This is a genomic window from Candidatus Cyrtobacter comes (genome assembly GCF_034470605.1).
Classification (GTDB): domain Bacteria; phylum Pseudomonadota; class Alphaproteobacteria; order Rickettsiales; family Midichloriaceae; genus Cyrtobacter; species Cyrtobacter comes.
Window position 1 is genome coordinate 1 of sequence record NZ_JARGYT010000017.1, and the last position, 18,951, is coordinate 18,951.

Annotated in this window: 11 protein-coding genes; 7 read left to right on the plus strand and 4 right to left on the minus strand. The window is 34.4% G+C overall.

Annotation, left to right across the window (positions count from 1 at the left end; all coding sequences use genetic code 11):
• Positions 1-703 precede the first annotated feature (703 nt).
• Both Cyrtocomes_RS01945 and udk read right to left on the minus strand, forming a co-directional pair.
• Positions 704-1,945, minus strand: coding sequence for a NupC/NupG family nucleoside CNT transporter (locus tag Cyrtocomes_RS01945; RefSeq protein WP_322497531.1), 1,242 nt, complete (start codon positions 1,943-1,945; stop codon positions 704-706).
• Positions 1,946-1,955: 10 nt separating this feature from the next.
• Positions 1,956-2,582 (minus strand): uridine kinase, encoded by a 627-nt coding sequence (udk, locus tag Cyrtocomes_RS01950; protein WP_322497532.1) that lies wholly within the window; start codon positions 2,580-2,582, stop codon positions 1,956-1,958.
• A 607-nt stretch (positions 2,583-3,189) separates the two neighbouring features.
• Here udk and gyrA point away from each other — a divergent pair.
• The 3 genes from gyrA to Cyrtocomes_RS01965 all read left to right on the plus strand — a co-directional run bounded on the left by gyrA (position 3,190) and on the right by Cyrtocomes_RS01965 (position 7,146).
• The gene (gene gyrA / locus Cyrtocomes_RS01955; RefSeq protein ID WP_322497533.1) at positions 3,190-5,832 is read left to right on the plus strand and encodes a DNA gyrase subunit A; all 2,643 of its coding nucleotides are present in this window, start codon (positions 3,190-3,192) and stop codon (positions 5,830-5,832) included.
• A 694-nt stretch (positions 5,833-6,526) separates the two neighbouring features.
• Positions 6,527-6,649 carry a hypothetical protein gene (locus tag Cyrtocomes_RS01960; RefSeq protein ID WP_322497534.1) on the plus strand — a complete coding sequence of 41 codons (123 nt, stop codon included), beginning with the start codon at positions 6,527-6,529 and terminating at the stop codon, positions 6,647-6,649.
• Between the two features lie 185 nt (positions 6,650-6,834).
• The gene (locus Cyrtocomes_RS01965; RefSeq protein WP_322497535.1) at positions 6,835-7,146 is read left to right on the plus strand and encodes a hypothetical protein; all 312 of its coding nucleotides are present in this window, start codon (positions 6,835-6,837) and stop codon (positions 7,144-7,146) included.
• Positions 7,147-7,679: 533 nt separating this feature from the next.
• On the opposite strand, the gene lpdA is transcribed toward Cyrtocomes_RS01965, so the two are convergent.
• Together lpdA and Cyrtocomes_RS01975 are read right to left on the minus strand one after the other, a co-directional pair.
• Positions 7,680-9,044, minus strand: coding sequence for a dihydrolipoyl dehydrogenase (gene lpdA / locus Cyrtocomes_RS01970; RefSeq protein ID WP_322497536.1), 1,365 nt, complete (start codon positions 9,042-9,044; stop codon positions 7,680-7,682).
• Positions 9,045-9,055: 11 nt separating this feature from the next.
• Positions 9,056-10,297, minus strand: coding sequence for a pyruvate dehydrogenase complex dihydrolipoamide acetyltransferase (locus Cyrtocomes_RS01975; protein ID WP_322497537.1), 1,242 nt, complete (start codon positions 10,295-10,297; stop codon positions 9,056-9,058).
• A 287-nt stretch (positions 10,298-10,584) separates the two neighbouring features.
• Here Cyrtocomes_RS01975 and ileS point away from each other — a divergent pair, with 287 nt between their 5' ends.
• From ileS to rsfS, 4 genes are all read left to right on the plus strand, one after another.
• Positions 10,585-13,719, plus strand: a complete 3,135-nt coding sequence (ileS, locus tag Cyrtocomes_RS01980; RefSeq protein WP_322497538.1) for an isoleucine--tRNA ligase — start codon at positions 10,585-10,587, stop codon at positions 13,717-13,719.
• 207 nt (positions 13,720-13,926) lie between these two features.
• On the plus strand, positions 13,927-16,308 hold the full coding sequence (gene gyrB / locus Cyrtocomes_RS01985; protein ID WP_322497539.1) for a DNA topoisomerase (ATP-hydrolyzing) subunit B: 2,382 nt from the start codon (positions 13,927-13,929) through the stop codon (positions 16,306-16,308).
• 8 nt (positions 16,309-16,316) lie between these two features.
• A complete protein-coding gene (locus tag Cyrtocomes_RS01990; protein ID WP_322497540.1) occupies positions 16,317-17,618 on the plus strand; it encodes an amino acid carrier protein in 1,302 nt (433 codons plus the stop codon).
• 202 nt (positions 17,619-17,820) lie between these two features.
• On the plus strand, positions 17,821-18,171 hold the full coding sequence (gene rsfS, locus Cyrtocomes_RS01995) for a ribosome silencing factor (RefSeq protein ID WP_322497541.1): 351 nt from the start codon (positions 17,821-17,823) through the stop codon (positions 18,169-18,171).
• Positions 18,172-18,951: the final 780 nt, after the last annotated feature.

The following is an 18,951-nucleotide window of genomic DNA, read 5'->3' on the forward strand; positions in this document are numbered from 1 at the left end:
GGAAACAACCTTTTATCCATCTAAATACCATATTTATCGCCTCCAATATAATATTGCATCTTTTCCATTATTTGGCAAAACCTTTGTTAACAGTGCCTAGTATTGTAAGCCCTGATTGGTAAAGTTGCGTTTATTTGCTTGGCTCGATAATTTTAGGAGGCTTTCCAAAGATGATGAGATTTCATCGGCTTTTATAGTCATTTTATTTGAGATGATATAGGCGACACTTAATAATACTTCTTGCATTACAGCTTATTAGCCTTATTTCCAACATGCTGATTTAATTTAAATAACTATATAATTAGAATTCACTAAAATTATGTTGAATATGTTAGCCAAATATTTACTGATTCTAGCTCTAATTATTTAGTTATAACAATATATGCTTAATCGCATTTTTGCGAGATTGCGAATTTAGTTTGATCATTCTTCTTACAGAGAATTATAGCTAGATCAGTATAAAATGATTACACAATAAGCAATTTTATCAAATTTCACTCAATGAATCTTCGAGCATTCCTAAATTAGCACGCTTTGCTATATGTCATAATACATAAATATTGAGTTATATTTAGCTATAATAACTGGCCCAGACATTAAAACATAACTGAGCCAGTTGAGCAGCGCATAAAAATATTTATAGCTATTCTATTTGAGGTTATAGATAATATATTACAACCCTATGCCAATTCAGCCACTATATCTAAATTATCATAGAAATCACCGAAGCTGTCATGAGGTTAGAGATCATACCACCAATAATTGCAATTGGAGCCATCTTAGCGACATCTTTAATTTTTTCAGGAATTAAAATGCCATACAGGCCTACTAGCGTACCAGTACTTGCGATATTTGCAAAACCGCATATGGCGTATATAGAAATCAATGTGCTTTTTTGTGATAACTGGCCAGAAACATTAACTAGCTCCTGAAATCCTATAATCTCATTCATTATAGTTTTAATACCTATCAAAGAACCTACTGTAGTAGCTTCTTGCCAAGGTATCCCGACCAGCCAAGCAAGTGGTGCGCATAAAAAACCTAATATCATTTGTAGGGAGAGGGGTTCATTTCCAATTTGAACATTCCCTAAAATGCTATTAGCAACATCAATTACAGCTATAAAACCCATCAAGACAGGTATCACAACCGCAATTACCTTGGCTCCATCCATTATTCCAGTATAGAGGGCATCTATATTACTATGGTATTTATATTTTGTATTTATATCACCACCTTCTGTTAATTGTGAGGATGATTCTGGTATTATCATTCTTGATATAATTAACGAGGTTGGAACACCTATTGCAGCAGATGATATGATATGATGTAGCGGTGCCTCTATAAGTGGAGATATGATCTCAGAATATACAAGCATAACAGTGCCAGAGACACCCGCAGCTCCACACATCATTAGAGATAATAGTTCACTTCTAGTTAATTTATCTAGATAATGCTTCATTATGAGGGGCGTTTCACTTAACCCAGTAAATATATTAGTAGAAACACCTACTCCAAGAGTGCCACCTATCTTCATTGTATAGCGGAAGAATTTAGATATAGTATTGATTATAAACGGTAATATCCTCCAGTGCATTAAAAGTGCGCTAATGGCAGAAACCGTGATGAGCATGGGAAGCCCTTGCAAGGCAAAGATAAAACCTAGCTCTTTTGGTGGGTTAGCAAGGCCGCCAAAGCAGAACGAGACTGCTTTATTAGTGGATCTTACAATGACCTGTAATCCGTTATTTGCTGCTATTAACGCATTTGCCATAAACTCCACTTTAAGCATCAGTAAGGCTAGAAATATCTGGACTAATATCCCTCTGATTATTAGCTTAATAGATATGTTGCCTTTATTTTCGCTTAGTAGCCATGCTATAGAACAGAACACGCCTGTTGCTAAGATGAATCTTAAGTATTCTATAATATTTAAATACCACATAATGTCTTACCTATTGATTATTTAATATATTTTGGATAGTCAATTTTAGCATGTTAAGCGCATGTTCATTATCTCCACCTCTGGAAAACAATATATCTGCGTGTCTTTTGCTAGGAATTATAAAATCTTGAGCCATATTTGATACATTGTTCATATGCATATCCATTATTGTATCCAAGTCTCTCTTTTTTTGCTTCATATCCCTATACATTCTGCGTACAAGGCACACATCATGCGGGACATCTATGAAGATTTTCAAATCCATCATTTCCCTTATCTTCTCTATTGCCAAAAGGAAGAGGCCTTCAACTATTATTACAGGAGCGCTTCGAACCATTATTTCCATGCCCTTTATGCTTGTATGAGTCACAAAATCATATAGTGGCATTAAAATATCATCCCCTTCTGCAAGTTTTTGAATATGTTCCGCCATTAAATCGGCATCTATTGCGCTCGGATGATCATAATTCACACCATCTCTCAATTGGATTGGGATATGATCTTGATTTTTATAATAATTATCAGAGCTAAATAGTGTAACTTGTTGGGGATCAAAAAAAGAGTATAAATTTTGCACAAAACGGGTCTTGCCGGAACCAGAGAGCCCGGAGACGGCTACGAGTGTTGAAGTTTTCATATATGTATTTTTTGATTTCACACTACTATATTAGTTATGCATTCTATGCAAGAGATGGCTGATATATATTTTTAAATCGGTGTTATAAAAATTTGATCAAAGCCTATATGCCTTGTTTTTAGAGCTATTATCGCTATATGTCCTCTATCTAAATATAAGCATAATATATTTTGTGCGGTTAATAGGGGTATGCTAAATTTTGATTTCTAGATTTGATATAAGCGATGCCTAGTAGGTTGTATTAACAAAATAAAACCTAAATAGGCACCGTAACTTTTTATTTACCGCTGCCTCTTGGATTATCCATTATTTCTACTAGCTTTTCCTCCAGCTTCATCCCCATTATTACCACCACCCATTACAAGGGTATCGGCGCTACCTAAGTATGTAATTTTTATTTCAATCATAATAAAATTTTCATAAAATGAACCGGCGCTTATATCATAAAAATGGGATTCTAAGAATTAAAACTTGCTAAATAAATAGCAAGTATCAGTAAGGCGGGCATTTGATCTTATTATAGAGTAATATATTTGCTATTCGGTATTAATTTGGTTAGAATGCCGCCCAAGAGTGAGATTGAGTACTAGATTTTTAATTTTAAGTTGTGAAAAGCTCAGGCAGTATAGTAGATATTTTAATAGAAAAAGAGATACAGGCCTCTTATCTTGAATATTCAATGAGTGTGATAGTAAGTAGGGCCTTGCCAGATTGTAGGGATGGCTTTAAGCCAGTTCACAGAAGGATTATGTATGCAATGCATGAGATGGGTATTACCCACGATAAACCATATCGTAAATCGGCGAAAATTGTTGGTGAGGTGCTAGCGAAATATCACCCTCACGGAGACTCTGCTGTATATTCCTCAATGGTGAGGATGGCACAAAAATTTTCCCTTCGTGATACATTGGTAGAAGGGCAGGGTAACTTTGGCTCTATAGACGGTGATTCACCGGCTCAGATGCGTTATACAGAGGTTAGGCTTGAGAAGATAGCGAACACTTTAGTTTCAGATATCCAATATGACACTGTAGATTTTCAGCCAAATTATGATGGTTCTGAAAAAGAGCCCACGGTTTTGCCTGCAAGGTTCCCAAATATACTAGTAAATGGCGCAAGTGGTATAGCAGTTGGAATGGCAACGAATATACCGCCGCATAATCTTGGAGAAGTGATGGAGGCATGCATTGCATATCTTAAGAATCCAGAAATAACAGCTCACCAACTTACAGAATATGTGCTTGCCCCAGATTTTCCTACTGGTGCAGAGATCTTAGGTAGGGCTAGAGCTATAAAGGCCTTAATCTCAGGTAGGGGTAGTATTACTCTTAGGGGAAAGGCTTCTTTTGAGGATATTGGCGGTAAGAAAAGCATCGTTATTACAGAATTACCGTATCAAGTTAATAAATCTGAGCTTGTAAAGAGTATAGAATCCTTAGTTAAGGATAAGATTATTGAAGGTGTCTCTGAAATAAGGGATGAGACTAATAAGCTTGGTATAAGGGTTGTAATAGATTTAAAAAAGGGAGCTGAGGGAGAGTTAATCTTAAATCAGTTATATAAAAACACCCAGCTACAGGTTAATTTCGGCGTTAACATGCTGGCGATAAACAAGGGGATTCCTGTTCAAATGAATCTTCTTGAGTTTATTGCTGCATTTATAGAGTTTAGAAAAGAAGTTGTTCTAAGACGCACAACATTTTTGCTTCAAAAGGCGAGAGAAAAAGCACACCTTTTAATAGGGCTAGCGTTAGCTCTTGCAAATATAGATAGGGTTGTAGAATTGATACGTTTAGCAGGTGATGTGCAAGAGGCACGGGCTGCGCTCTTAAATGAGCTATGGTACGCATCAGAGATTGAGGCAATTATTGCCCTTGTAGAGGATGAACAAAACAAAGTTGAAGATTCTAGATGTAGATTTACTGAGTTCCAAGTTAAAGCAATATTGGAAATGAGGCTGCAGCGCTTAACGGCGCTTGAGAGGGGTAAGATTGATTCTGAGCTCCAGGAACTTGTAGGTAATATAAAATATTATCTCAATATCTTAAGCTCAGAAGAGGAGCTGTGTAAAATAATAGAAAGCGAACTATTAGATATAAAGGAGAGGTTTGCAACACCACGGCTCACAGAGATAGTAGATGATGTGAGTACTGATATTGATGATATAGATCTTATTAAGAAAGAGGATGTTGTTGTTAAATTAACGGCAAGTGGTTACATCAAAAGAGTCCCAATTTCCATGTATAAGGCGCAGAAAAGAGGAGGAAAAGGCAGGTCTGCATTATCAATGCATGAGGATGATGCTGTAACTGAATTATTAATTACTAATACACATGCAACAGTTTTATTTTTCTCCGATATTGGTAAGGTATATTCCATAAAGGTATATAAGATTCCTCAAGGATCATTGCAGAGCAAAGGTAGAGCGCTGGTTAATATAATACCGCTTGCAAATGGCGAAAAGGTAGCAAGTGTTATGCAAATATATGATAACTCAGCTCAAAATTTAGTTTTTGTTACATCTAAAGGTAATATAAGGAGGAACGAGTTATCAGATTTTGAAAATATCCAGACCAATGGAAAGATAGCAATTAGATTAAGTGAGGATGATTCACTTGTTGGTGCTGCGCTTTGTGATGAGAGTGATCATGTATTCTTGGCTACTAAAAAAGGTAAGGCGCTTAGGTTCCCAGTTAGTGCAGTTAGGGTATTTAAAAGCAGAACTTCAGATGGTGTAAGGGCAATAAAGCTTGCTAGAAGTAACGATAGCGTTGTCTCACTCTCTATACTAAATGGGATTGAGGTTTCTAATGAGAATAGAGATGAATATTTAAAAATTCCTGTCGAAAAAAGGATTGCTTTGGCCTTAGGTCAAGATGTGGAAATTGAAGATTCTATGATGGAAATTGAAAACATTAAGCATTTAGCAAAAAATGAGCAATTTCTACTTTCTATAACTTCAAGAGGGTTTGGCAAAAGAACTTCGGCCTATGAATATAGAACAACTGATAGAGCTGGTCAGGGTATATTAAACGTCTCATTTAACGCGGGTGATGTTTTGGCAACATTTCCTGTATGGGGGGATGATGATATAATGCTCATTACAGATTGTGGAACTACAATAAGGACATCTTGTTCAGAGATTAGGTTTACAGGTCGTGGTGCCTGCGGGGTTAGAATTATATCTCTAAAAGGTGGGGAGGCACTGGTTGCGGCGGTAAGATTATGTTCAAGCGAAGATGATGAATAGTTTTTTTGAATAGGTAATTTTATCGTTAATATAGATAGTTAAAGGCAAAAATTGGGTAGTGTATGGATAGCTATTAATTTAAGTTTGGTGAAAAGCTACGAGCACCGTATGAAAAGATTTAGCAAATATCAGGAAATGCTGCGTTGAACAATTCTTATGTTTTCTAATAATGCTCAAAGTTGTTCTATATATCTACAGTGAATACTGCTAAAATTGGGGATGTTAGATGATTATAGTATAATAAAAAATTACTGTATATTTGTCTGATTGTTTAGAAGCTTTTTTCCATGAACTACTTTCTTCGTAATATAGCTTTTGCAGCCTTAAACATATGAGTAATTTATTGGATTTTAATAATCGCGAATCTTCACTTGGAGTGACCAATAACTGGTGCGCTACCATCAAAATACATGGCTGTGTATATTTAATTATTTAATTGATTTTTAAAAATTATGTTTTTTCTTCACTTATTGCATTTCAGCCTTTTACACCTCAGCCATTTGTAATATCATGTAATGTTGGATCTGTGATATATCACAATAATAAAGATCATATAATAGGTTCTTTGTGTCACGCGGGTATTTTTATTAAATGAAATGATTGAAGCTTTACAGGAACTGGGTGCAAAGCATTTTTTAATATTCTTGGTGGATCTTATGGAGAAAATGGGTACTCCGTTAATAGAGATAAAGGGATGATTATTGCTTATCCTACTGGAAATTATATTTATAAAGCATTTAGTTTGGTTGGTATTAAATATGGTATAAGCCTTACGGAACGTGATGATTATATTAACCACGAAAGTAAAAATAGGTGATTCGATAATTTTGCCACAGGTATATACATTTGATATAAAAGAGGTAGTTTCTGATCGCTTTTCTCTTCTCAAAGTGTGTTCTTTTATAATAGTGCGATATAAAGCGATAAATTGTATAAAATGGTTATTTGGTATTGCTAATCTGGATAAAAAATTATAATACAACCGAGATTCGCGAGATAAATGTGTATAACAACATTATGAGCTTTGATGAGATAATACGTAAATTTCCTAGTGGTAATATATATATTAATAATGGGTTAATTGCTATTATTATTGTTAGAGACCATGAAGTTGTTGTCACATCTTTCACTCCAAAATTCAATATTGTAGAAAATTCAGGAGATGATGGGCCACAACAGCCTGAACAACAGCCCAAGCAACAGCCTGAACAACGGTTTGTGTATGAATCTTTTATTATCAGAGAAGGGGGTATGATCGAGGTGAGAGAGCTCCAACAAGAGGGTCCTCAGCTTGAGGTGTGCAGCATACTATAAGTTATTTTGGGAACAGCTTAGATAATATCACCTATAGAGCTAGATCGCGATAAAAGAGTTACATCTTGAAAATACTTTAATTATCATTGAGTTAAGTGCAATGAATCATTATGTAATCATTTTATACAGCCTTAGCTATATAAGGCCAGTTAACAGATCTGAGTGTGCTTATGAGATCTTATAGATGAAAAGATGCTCTCTATAATTTTCCTTTTTTGTAGCATTCAATTATCTTTGACATTCATATTTCTAATATTTTTCTTCATTTTAGTGATTAAAGTTGCCCAATTTTCAAAGAATTTATTAAACAACTGGTCTTTATCACCTTATCAAACACAGCATGCTTCACTTAATCAACTTGCCTTCTTTATAAATTTTTAATTTGTTTTGTTTCATCTTTCTTATAAGGCCATTCTACAACTAAACTAACTATATTCATAGTTTTATCCTTAATATTATTGAATGAAATTGAAGTGCTTGGTTTCCTATATCGTTAGCAATCAAGTCTTCCATCTAACTCATCTAAATAAATTTCATATATGTATCGCCCTATTAAATGCAGCAAGTGTAGCTTCATGTATACTTTCAGAGAGTGTTGGATGTGGGAAAATTGAATTCATTAATTCCTTTTCCGTAGATTCCAATGACTTAGCTACAGTAACTGAGTGTATTAATTCAGTGACGCCATTGCCAATCATATGAGCGCCAAGAATTTCACCTGTATTTGCATCAAAGATCATTTTAATAATTCCAAAATCATCTCCCATTGCTATAGCTTTACCACTTGCAGAAAATGGGAACTTTCCTACCTTAACTTTAAGACCAAGTTTTTTTGCTTCATTCTCACTTATCCCAACACTTGCGATTTGTGGATTGGAGTATATACACGCAGGTATCATGTTTTTATCTAATTTATGGACAGATAAACCGGATATACCATCTACGCATGCTATTCCTTCATGGCTTGCCTTATGCGCGAGCCATGGTGGCGAGGTTACATCGCCTATTGCATATACGCCTTTTTCTCTGGTTTCAAAATTGTCATTAGTTTTTATATAACCATCTAATATCTCTATTTTTGTATTTTCAATACCGATATTTTCAATATTAGGCTGAACGCCAACTGCACATATGACGTTTTCAAATGTTACTTTTTCTTTAATGCAAGAAATTTTAGCGCTAAATTTATCGCCTTCTTTGGTTAAGCTTTCTAATTTTGCTCCAGTAATGATCTTAATTCCTCTGCTTTCAAATTCTTTCCTAGCCATTCTAGAAATTTCCTCATCTTCTGTCCTTAAGATTGTATCACATACTTCAAGAACTGTGACATTTGAGCCAAATTCATTATATAAGCTAGCAAATTCCATCCCTATGGCACCACTTCCAATTATAAGGATAGATTCAGGTAACTTGGATGGCAGCATGGCTTCTTTGTAATACCATATACCTTCACATAATCCATCTAATTTTCTAGCTCTTGCCCCTGTGGCAATAATTATATTTTTTGCTGATATATTTTCACTGGAGTTTTTGACATCTATTTTCGAATTTCCAGAAAGCGTTGCATGACCTTTGAATAAGGTTACATTATTTTTTTGAAGCAAAAACTCTATGCCTTTACTGAGCTTTTGAGCAACATTCCTTGAGCGCTCTACTATTTTTTTGATATCAAAAGATACATCCTTACAGCTTATTCCAAATTCCTCAGAATTTTTAATAGTCTTATATATATCAGCGGCTTTTAAGAGGGCTTTTGTAGGTATGCAACCAAAATTAAGACAAACACCACCAAGATGTTCTTTTTCAATTACCGCAGTTTTCATCCCAAGTTGAGCGCCTCTTATTGCGGCAACATAGCCACCAGGCCCAGCTCCTATTACAACTAAATCAAATTTCATTTAGATTAAATCTATAAAAAAATAGTCAAAGGTTTTTCTATAAAGTTCTTAAAGGCAGCTAAAAATTCGGCTGCAACAGCGCCATCAATAATTCTATGATCGCAGGATAGTGTTATATTCATAGTATGTTCAATTATAATTTGCCCATTTCGAACTATTGGCTTTTGTATGGCGGCGCCAACAGCCATGATGCATGATTGAGGTGGGTTAATTATTGCATTAAATTGTTCTATGCCGTACATGCCAAGATTAGAAACACTAAAACTTCCTCCCTGGAATTCTTCTGGTTTAAGTTTGTTTTCTTTTGCCCTTTTTACAAGAGACTTAATTTCATTTGAAACTTCAATGATAGGTTTGGAATCTATATTTCTAATTATTGGCGTTATCAGACCTCCATTTGTGGCAACGGCAACGGCAACATCAATATTACCATATTGTGTTATGGTTCCATCACCATTCCATGATGCATTTATTTGTGGTACAGCTTTTATTGCTTGGCCAGATGCCTTCATTATAAAATCATTTACGGATATTTTATAATTTGGTTTTTCATCAACAATAGTGGCGCTGTCATTCACCTCCTGCCTGATTTGTAGCAGTTTATCCAAAGAGCATGATATTGTAAGATAAAAATGTGGTATTTGTGTTTTGGAAATAAGTAACCTTTCTGCTATAATCTCTCTTATACTACTTACTTCATATACCTTATCTTCCATTCTATGCGTAAGGTGCTGCATTATAGGCTTAGAGAAAGATAAGACGTCTTTTTTGATAATTCTGCCTCTTGGCCCGCTACCATTTTTTATATCGTTTAAATTTATGCCCTTATCCTTTGCTATTCTTTTAGCAAGTGGGCTTGCAAAAATTCTTTGATAGCTTGTGCTATTACTTATGCTATCAATGGCTTTTGGGTTTTTTGCTTGTTCTGAGCTCTTTACATCATCTGATGAAACTTTCTTATCATCAGATGAATTGTTAGCAATTATCTTAATAACATCTTCATCAGAATCATTTTCTTCTTTGAGCACAGCTATTAATTCGTTCACTTTAACCTTTTTTGTGCCTTCCGGAATTAGTATCCTAGCAATTTGCCCACCATCTACAGCCTCAACTTCCATATTTGCCTTATCTGTTTCTATTTCTGCAATAACCTCGCCAGGTTGTACATTTTCTCCTTCTTTTTTTATCCATCTGGAAAGGATTCCATCGGTCATGGTAGGAGAGAGGGCGGGCATAAAAATAGGTATAGCCATCTTTTAATAAAAACCTTATCAAAGCACAGATGATATTGCTTTAGAGGCAGATTGCAATAACAAATGCTGTCTAAAGTTCAATGAAAAATCTTATATTAGATAAAGTTGCATTAGTAAATCTTACAAAATGTATTTTAGATTTTGCGTTCATATTTTATCCATATTATATCTTTTATGACTTAATATCTAATGCATATATAAAGAGAGATACAATTTTAAACTGAGATTGATAATTTGTATTATATACGTATCATATCGGCTTAAGATTATTTAGAACAGGTTTTTGTATGCCATCCACAAAAGTTAGGTATACTCTGCATTCGTTGGATTCTATAGCTGATGTAGAGAAGGCGTTAATAGAAAAGTGGAAAAAAAAGAATAAGGTGAAAGAGGGGGTTAGCTCCTATGTGCTTTATGATGGCCCTCCATTTGCAAATGGGATGCCGCACTATGGTCACCTTCTCACAAGTTTTATAAAGGATACTTTCTTAAAGTATCACATGATGCTTGGGAAGGTGATTCAATCCAAATTTGGTTGGGATTGTCATGGGCTGCCCGCAGAGATGCAGGCATCAAAGGATTTGGGTATCTCTAGTAAAAAGGAAATAGAAGAATACGGTGTCACTAGATTTAATGAGAAATGTGCTAGTTCTGTTCTAACTTATACTCAGGAGTGGAGGGATTATATAACGAGGCAAGGAAGGATAGTAAACTTTGATGATGAGTATAAAACAATGGATTTGAGTTATTCTGAAAGTGTCATTTGGGCATTTAAGGAGCTCTTTAACAAAGGTTTAATATATGAATCTATGAGGGTCATGCCTTATTCTTGGGCATGTGAAACCCCTGTATCAGATTTTGAAACAAAAATGGATAATGCTTATAGGAAGAAAGATAGCAAATCCATTACGGTTGCTTTTAAATTAAATGATAAGATAGATGGGGTAGAAGCTTACCTACTCGCATGGACAACAACACCATGGACCCTTCCATCAAACCTTGCAATAGCAATAAACACTGAGCTTGTTTATATATGTATTTCTAAGGGCGATAAGAACTATATTCTAGCACAAGGATGTTTGGGAAAATATAAAGAAATCTTAGGTGATAATATAGTTAAGGTAATAACTGGGGCTGAGCTAAAAGGTTTGAGTTATGAGCCGCTTTTTGGGTATTTTAAGAATACTGTAAATGCATTTACAGTGCTTGATGCTGGGTTCGTTAGCATAGATGAGGGAACGGGGGTAGTACATATAGCCCCAGGGTTTGGTGAGGATGATAGTGAATTATGCTCGAAAAATTATATTGAAATGGTATGCCCTGTTGATAGTACAGGTACATTTACAGATCAGGTCCAAGATTATAAAGGGCTGCAAGTCTTTGATACTAATGATTTGATAATTAGGGACTTAAAAAAAAGAGATTTGATAATTAAAGTTGAACAATACACACATAATTACCCTTATTGCTGGAGAACAGATACTCCGCTCATATATAAAGCTGTATCTTCTTGGTATTTAAAAGTTACGGCAATAAAAGATAAAATGATAAAAAATAATGAGAAGATAAATTGGATACCTTCTCATATAAAAGATGGACTTTTTGGTAATTGGTTAAAGAATGCTAGGGATTGGTCTATTTCACGAAATAGATATTGGGGATGTCCAATACCTATATGGAAAAGTGATGATCCAAGCTACCCGCATATTGAAGTTTATGGTTCTATAAAGGAGATAGAGGCAGCATTTGATGTAAAGGTAGATAATTTTCATAAAGATTTTGCGGATTCTTTGGTAAAGCCAAATCCAAAAGATCCAACAGGGCTTTCTAAAATGCGCAGAGTTCCTGAAATTTTAGATTGTTGGTTTGAGAGCGGTTCTATGCCATTTGCACAGCTGCATTATCCATTTGAAAATAAAAAGCTTTTTCAAAAATCATTTCCAGCAGATTTTGCGGTTGAGTATCTCTCGCAAACTAGGGGGTGGTTTTATACAATGTTGGTAATTTCAACGGCGCTTTTTAACAAGCCACCGTTCCTTAATTGTTTATGTCATGGAGTCATTTTAGGTGAAGATGGCCAAAAGTTATCAAAACGTCTTGGGAATTATGTAGATCCTATGGAGTTATTTGATGAGGTTGGAGCTGATTCTGTTAGGTTATTTATGCTCTCTTCTACGCTCATGAAGGGGCAGGAAATGGTTCTTTCTAAGCAAGTGATAATAGAGAAGCAGAAAAGTATAGTGAAGCCTTTATATAATGCATACAACTTTTTTGCTATGTATTCTAATGCAGATGGGATAAGGGGTTTATATAATACAAATATCTCGGAGAAGAAGAGTATTTTAGATAAATATATACTCTCAAAGTGTATTGATACTGCGAAGCACGTGTTATCTTGTATGGAGGCTTATGATTCCGTATCTGCAATTAATGCTTTGGAAGGGTTTATTGAGATACTTACAAATTGGTATATAAGAAGATCAAGAGAGAGGTTTTGGTGCAGTGAGATCTCGATAGGGAAAATAGATGCGTACAATACGTTATTTACTGTAATAAGTATAATATGTACTGTATGTGCGCCCATCATTCCATTTACTGCAGATCATATTTTTTCTAGTATATCAATGGATGATGATATCAGTATATTTGATGTACCATTCCCAAAATTTGCTAAATATGATAAGAAATTAATATCTGATATGGAGAAGGTTCGTGAAGCCTGTGGCGCTGCGCTTAGGGTTAGGAATAACCTTGGTATAAGAACAAGGCAGCCACTTGCAAAAGTGACTTTTGTTGGAATTTCTTGTGATTATTTAAGTGAAGAGCTTAAAAATATAGTGCTTGATGAGATTAATGTTAAAAAATGGGAAAGTGTAGATAAATCTGAGATAGAGGTATTTGCAGATTTTGATCTCAGATTACATTTGCCAGAAATAGCAAAAAAAATGCCGAAAAAAGTTCAAGATGTTATTAAATGTGTAAAAAGAGGTGATTGGAGAAGGGTAGGGGATAATAAAATTCAGGTGTATGATGAGCTTTTGCGGATTGGGGAAGATTGTGAAATTACATTAACTCCTAAAAACCCTAATAATTCAATCAGTATTGGTGATGGATTAGTTGTGCTAGATGATCATATTACAGATTCTTTATTTAAAGAGGGGTTAGTACGTGATGTTGTAAGATTTATCCAAAACATAAGAAAAGAAAGCGGGTTTTTTGTAATAGATAGGGTAGAGCTTGAGCTTTATTCTCTTAATAAGGATACTAGGGATGCGATGAATGAGATGAGTGGATATATATCTAAGCAAGTTCTTGCTTCGCAGCTGCGTTTGCCACAATCTGAAAGTGAATCCAAGCATTGGTCGAATTCATTTGAGATTAGCAATGGTAGTATTGTAAAATATAATATAAGGAAAGCTTAGTTTGTTATTGTATGGGTGTTAAGTTGATTTTATTATTCTTTGTATAAGAATGTATGCTGCATAGCTCCCATATTAATTATGGCTTCAAATATGCCCAATTGTCCGTGCTCTATAAATTATCTAAAATGCTTTTTTAGCAAGTGACTTTTTATATACTACATGCTATAAGTCCCCGCTAATTCCATTCTTTTTAATTGTTGTAGCAAAGTGAGTGATGCCAGTCTGCATAGTGTTAGTAGTGGTTATGTTGCTTCTTCCATAAAAATATTAAGGGGCCTAGATGCGGTAAGGAAGAGACCTGGAATGTATATAGGTGATACAGATGATGGCTCTGGGCTTCACCATATGGTCAAAGAGGTGCTGGATAATGCAATAGATGAATCATTGGCTGGATACTGTAACTCAATTAAGATCTTTATAAACGCAGATGGCTCAGTTACCGTTATAGATAATGGTAGGGGTATTCCTGTTGATATACATAAAGAGGAAGGTGTTTCTGCAGCTGAAGTAATAATGACCAATCTTCATGCTGGTGGTAAATTTGATGAAAATTCGTATAAAATATCTGGGGGTCTGCATGGATTAGGTGTTTCAGTTGTAAATGCGCTTTCTTCCTGGCTTAAGCTTACAATATGGCGAGATGGCAAGGAATATTTTATGGAATTTAAGGATGGTGTAGCTGTAGAGCCTCTGAAAATTGTAAAAGAAGGTGTTTCAGAGCGTGGTACTTCTGTAACTTTCATGCCTTCTGATACAATATTCTCTTCTATAGAGTTTTCTTTTGATATGCTGGAAAAAAGGGTTAGAGAGCTTGCCTTTCTTAATTCTGGTATAAAAATCTCAATAGAGGATCTTTATAGTATTTCTGGAAAAGCATCGGAATTTTATTTTGAAGGAGGTCTATTAGAATTTATTGCATATATAGATAAGGGAAAAAGGCCATTACATGATACTATTAATTTTTCAGGTGAGGCAAGTGGTATATCTGTTGATATAGCTGTGAGGTGGAATGAGAGCTATCATGAAAATAGCTTATGTTTTACAAATAATATTAGGCAAAATGATGGGGGCACGCATCTTGCAGGCTTTAGGTCTGCTATCACCAGAAGTATAAATGGGTATATAGAATCAAGAGATTTTGCAAAAAAGAACAAGGTACAGATAAGTCCTGAAGATATAAGAGAAGGATTAACATGTATTATCTCTGTTAAAGCGCCGGATCCAAAATTTTCTTCTCAAACTAAAGATAAATTGGTTAGTGGTGAAGTAAGGCCTGTTGTTGAGAATATTACTTATAATAGTATTTCTAGATGGCTTGAAGAACATCCTGCAGATGCTAGGACTATAATAGAAAAAATTATGGATTCTGCACACGCAAGGGAAGCTGCAAGAAAAGCAAGGGAGCTTTCGAGAAAGAAAAATGATCTTGAGTTATCTACATTACCAGGCAAGCTTGCTGATTGTCAGGAGAAACGGCCAGAGTTTTGTGAATTATTTTTGGTTGAGGGAGATTCTGCCGGAGGTTCTGCAAAGCAAGGTAGAGATAGGAAGACTCAGGCTGTTCTGCCGCTTAGAGGTAAGATATTAAATGTTGAAAGGGCTAGGTTTGATAAGATGCTTAATTCAGCTGAAATTGGTACTCTAATTACCGCAATAGGAACAAGTATAGGTGATAATAAATTTAATATAGATAAGTTAAGGTATCATAAGGTAATTATTATGGCTGATGCTGATGTTGATGGCGCGCATATAAGAACCCTGCTTCTTACCTTCTTTTTCCGTTATATGCCAGAACTCATACAGAGGGGGCATTTATATATAGCACAGCCGCCTCTTTTTAAGATAAAGAAGGGTAATAGTAGTGTGTATTTAAAGGATGAAAAAGTTCTTGATGAATATTTGATAAATATTTTATCTGAAGGTTCTTATTTAGAGATAAATAATAAAAAAATTGTTGGGGAGGAGTTTATTAGCTTTGCTAAAGCTGTGATAAATTTCAGAAAGAATTTACTAAATTTTAATGAAAATAAACTGCTTCTTGAGGCTGCTTCTATACCATTTTCAAATAGTGATTTAACTGACAATGCGGTGCTAAAATCATTAAATACTATATCAAATAGTTGGAATGGTTTAGAAGAACATCCTGATTTGCTTAGTTTTGAAAGAACTATAAAAAGCTTAAAAGAGGTTATATCTATAAAAAGGAGTATATTATCCTCTTCAAAGTTTTTAAACCTCCTAAAATCTTTCAATTCTATATCTGTTGCCTTTACAGCTGGTATACCGATAAAAGCTTATATTAAAGACAGGGAGCTTTTATATAGAGGGCCAGTAGAGCTTGCTCATTCATTATTAGAAGCTTCAAAAAAAGGAATTTATATTCAAAGATTTAAAGGGTTGGGTGAGATGAATCCTGATCAACTTGAGGAAACTACACTTAAGCCTGAAAATAGAACGCTATTGAAGGTAAAGATAGGTGATGCCGAATTGGCAGATTCGATATTTTCTACGTTAATGGGAGATATTGTGGAGCCAAGAAGGGAATTTATACAATCTAATGCATTAAATGTACAAAATATTGATATATAGGTCTGATAATGAGTCACATAACCAATGTACTTGAATTTTTAGATTATATAATATGGAGCTATATTGGTCTTCTTATTATGATATCTAGTGGTATATATTTTACAATTAAATCTAATTTTTACCAATTTAGGGTTCTTTTTAATGCAAGAAAACACATAAAAGAAGTTTTAAGTCTTGCAAAAACAAAAGATGATGGGATACATCCATTAAAACTATACTTCACATCTGTTGGTGGCATGGTTGGGCTTGGTAATATAGTTGCCGTTGCCACAACTATTACTATAGGGGGGCCCGGTAGTTTAATTTGGCTGTGGATAGCATCTATGTGCGGTACATTAATAAAATATTCGGAAATATATTTAGGTATTAAATATAGAGTAAAAACTGGTAGGGGTTCATATGATGGTGGCCCAATGTATTTTTTAAAAGAGGCATTTAAAAGTAGGGCATTACCTATTATTTCATGTGTTCTTCTTTGTATATATGGGGCTGAAATATATCAGTTTACAGTTCTTGCAGATGTAATAGCTGGGTCTTTTATGGTTAACAAGACATTAGTAGTTGTCTTATTGATTATAATAGTGTTTTTTACTGCTCTTGGTGGGGTGAAAAGAGTTGCTAATATTTGTACAACTTTAATGCCATTTTTCATGATGAGCTATGTATTGGTTGGGCTATATATAATCTGTCTTAATTACCAAGTTATCCCTTCTATATTAAAATCTGTACTAACATCTGCATTTACTGGTCATGGAGCTGTTGGTGGTTTTGCAGGTAGTACTCTTTTATATGCAATGCACTATGGAGTCTCAAGAGCTGTTTATTCTGGTGATATAGGTATAGGGTATGATTCAATTGTAAATAGTGAGACTAGGTTGAGGAATCCTGAAACGCAATCAAAGATTGCTATATTTTCATTATTTTCAGATACAATGATATGCACAATAAGCATAATGATCATATTGGTTACTGGGGTTTGGAAACAAGATGTATCAAAAGTTTCAGATTATATGATTATGGCTCTTTCGAATTATATTCCTAATGCAGAATTATTCTTATCATTATTGGTTTTTATTGCGGCATTTACTACAATAGTTGGCTACTTAGCTGTAGGTATTAAATGTGCAAAATACCTATCACCTAGATTTGGCAAGATTGTTTATATTTTATATTCAATTACTGTATTTTTTATCTTTTCATCTTATGATCAGAACACTGCGCTGCTTGTAATGAGCGTGTCTGGCGGTATGTTAATGATGCTGAATATATCTGGCGTACTAAAGCTCAGAAATGTTATAGAATTTAAGTAATACTGTAGCAATGCTGTTGGTATAGTGTTTCTTGGATATGAAATTGCGATATAAGAAAAGGCTAATTTGATGTTGCTGATATATAGGTATGCATTTTTTGCCTGTGGTTAGTTTTATTAATTGTATGTAAGATCCTGCAAAATATAGATAATGTTATGTTAAATGCTTTTATAAAAAATTTTATTTTTAATTATATATGTGCTTGTTAAAACAGGATCTGGTATATGAGATTATGACTTCTAAGCTGGAGAATACGGTCGTATTTGAAATGTCGCAGGGGTATTTTGCAAAATTTGTTATTGTTACTAGTGCAGATTCGGTTAGGCAAATTTCTGGAATTTCAACTAAGATCCTAGAGACCCTAAAGAAGAAAGGTTATTATGATATTACAATAATAGGCCCTGCTGATGGTGGTTGGGTGCTTGTAGATTGTATTGATGTGGTTTTACATATGTTTTCCAATGAAGCAAGGGCTCAATATAAGATAGAGGAATTGCTTGAGGTAAATGCTAAAAAAATAGAGAGGTTAGAGGATTTAAGTAATGGGCCTTAGGCTTTGACTAAAGTTAATAGCCACCTTTCGAAAAAGTGTCGAGATAATTCCATAGTATAAATAGGGATTGCTAACAAAAGATAGATGATATTTTAGACTTATCTCATTTATTAAATAGTATTACTTGGAATAGCGTTTTTCTGTTAAATCTGGCTAAATAATTCATTAACAAAGAATTATAAGATTCTACCAAGCGGCCTTTGGAACAACGTGCCTTTGTTCCTATGAGATAAATAGGGTTACTATCAGTTGCTATGATCTCAATTTTATATTTACATTTTAATTCCAGAGCTAAAGGTAAATAATCATTAAAATTGTAATAAAAATCCAATATAGTAACCTAAGTTGAGATTTGCGTACAGATAAGTGATATTCAAAGGAAAATGCCAGCATGATACAGATTTTCGTAAGGAAGTTATAACATATGTAAATAGAGGTATAGCTAAGTCAGTATAAAACGTCATATAAAATAGGAGTTAAGAAGCTAGAGTGATTATTTAATATACTATCTTAGCTATAACAGCTGCAATAGCGCCTCAATAAAATTTGAAATAGCATCAAATACAGTAAGAAATTGGCAAGATAGGTATAAGTCTGAGGGAAATAGCCAAAAAGGTGTGGGGAAAAAGGGACGAATAACAAGTGAAGATGTTGCGTGAATTCTAGGCACTGTTAACAAAGGTTGTATTTAATAGATGCTAAAGCTATAAAGGCAAGGAAAGAGAGATCGGATTTCTCAAATCGTAATGCTAAGCGTCGATTTTCTTTGAGTTTAGCGAA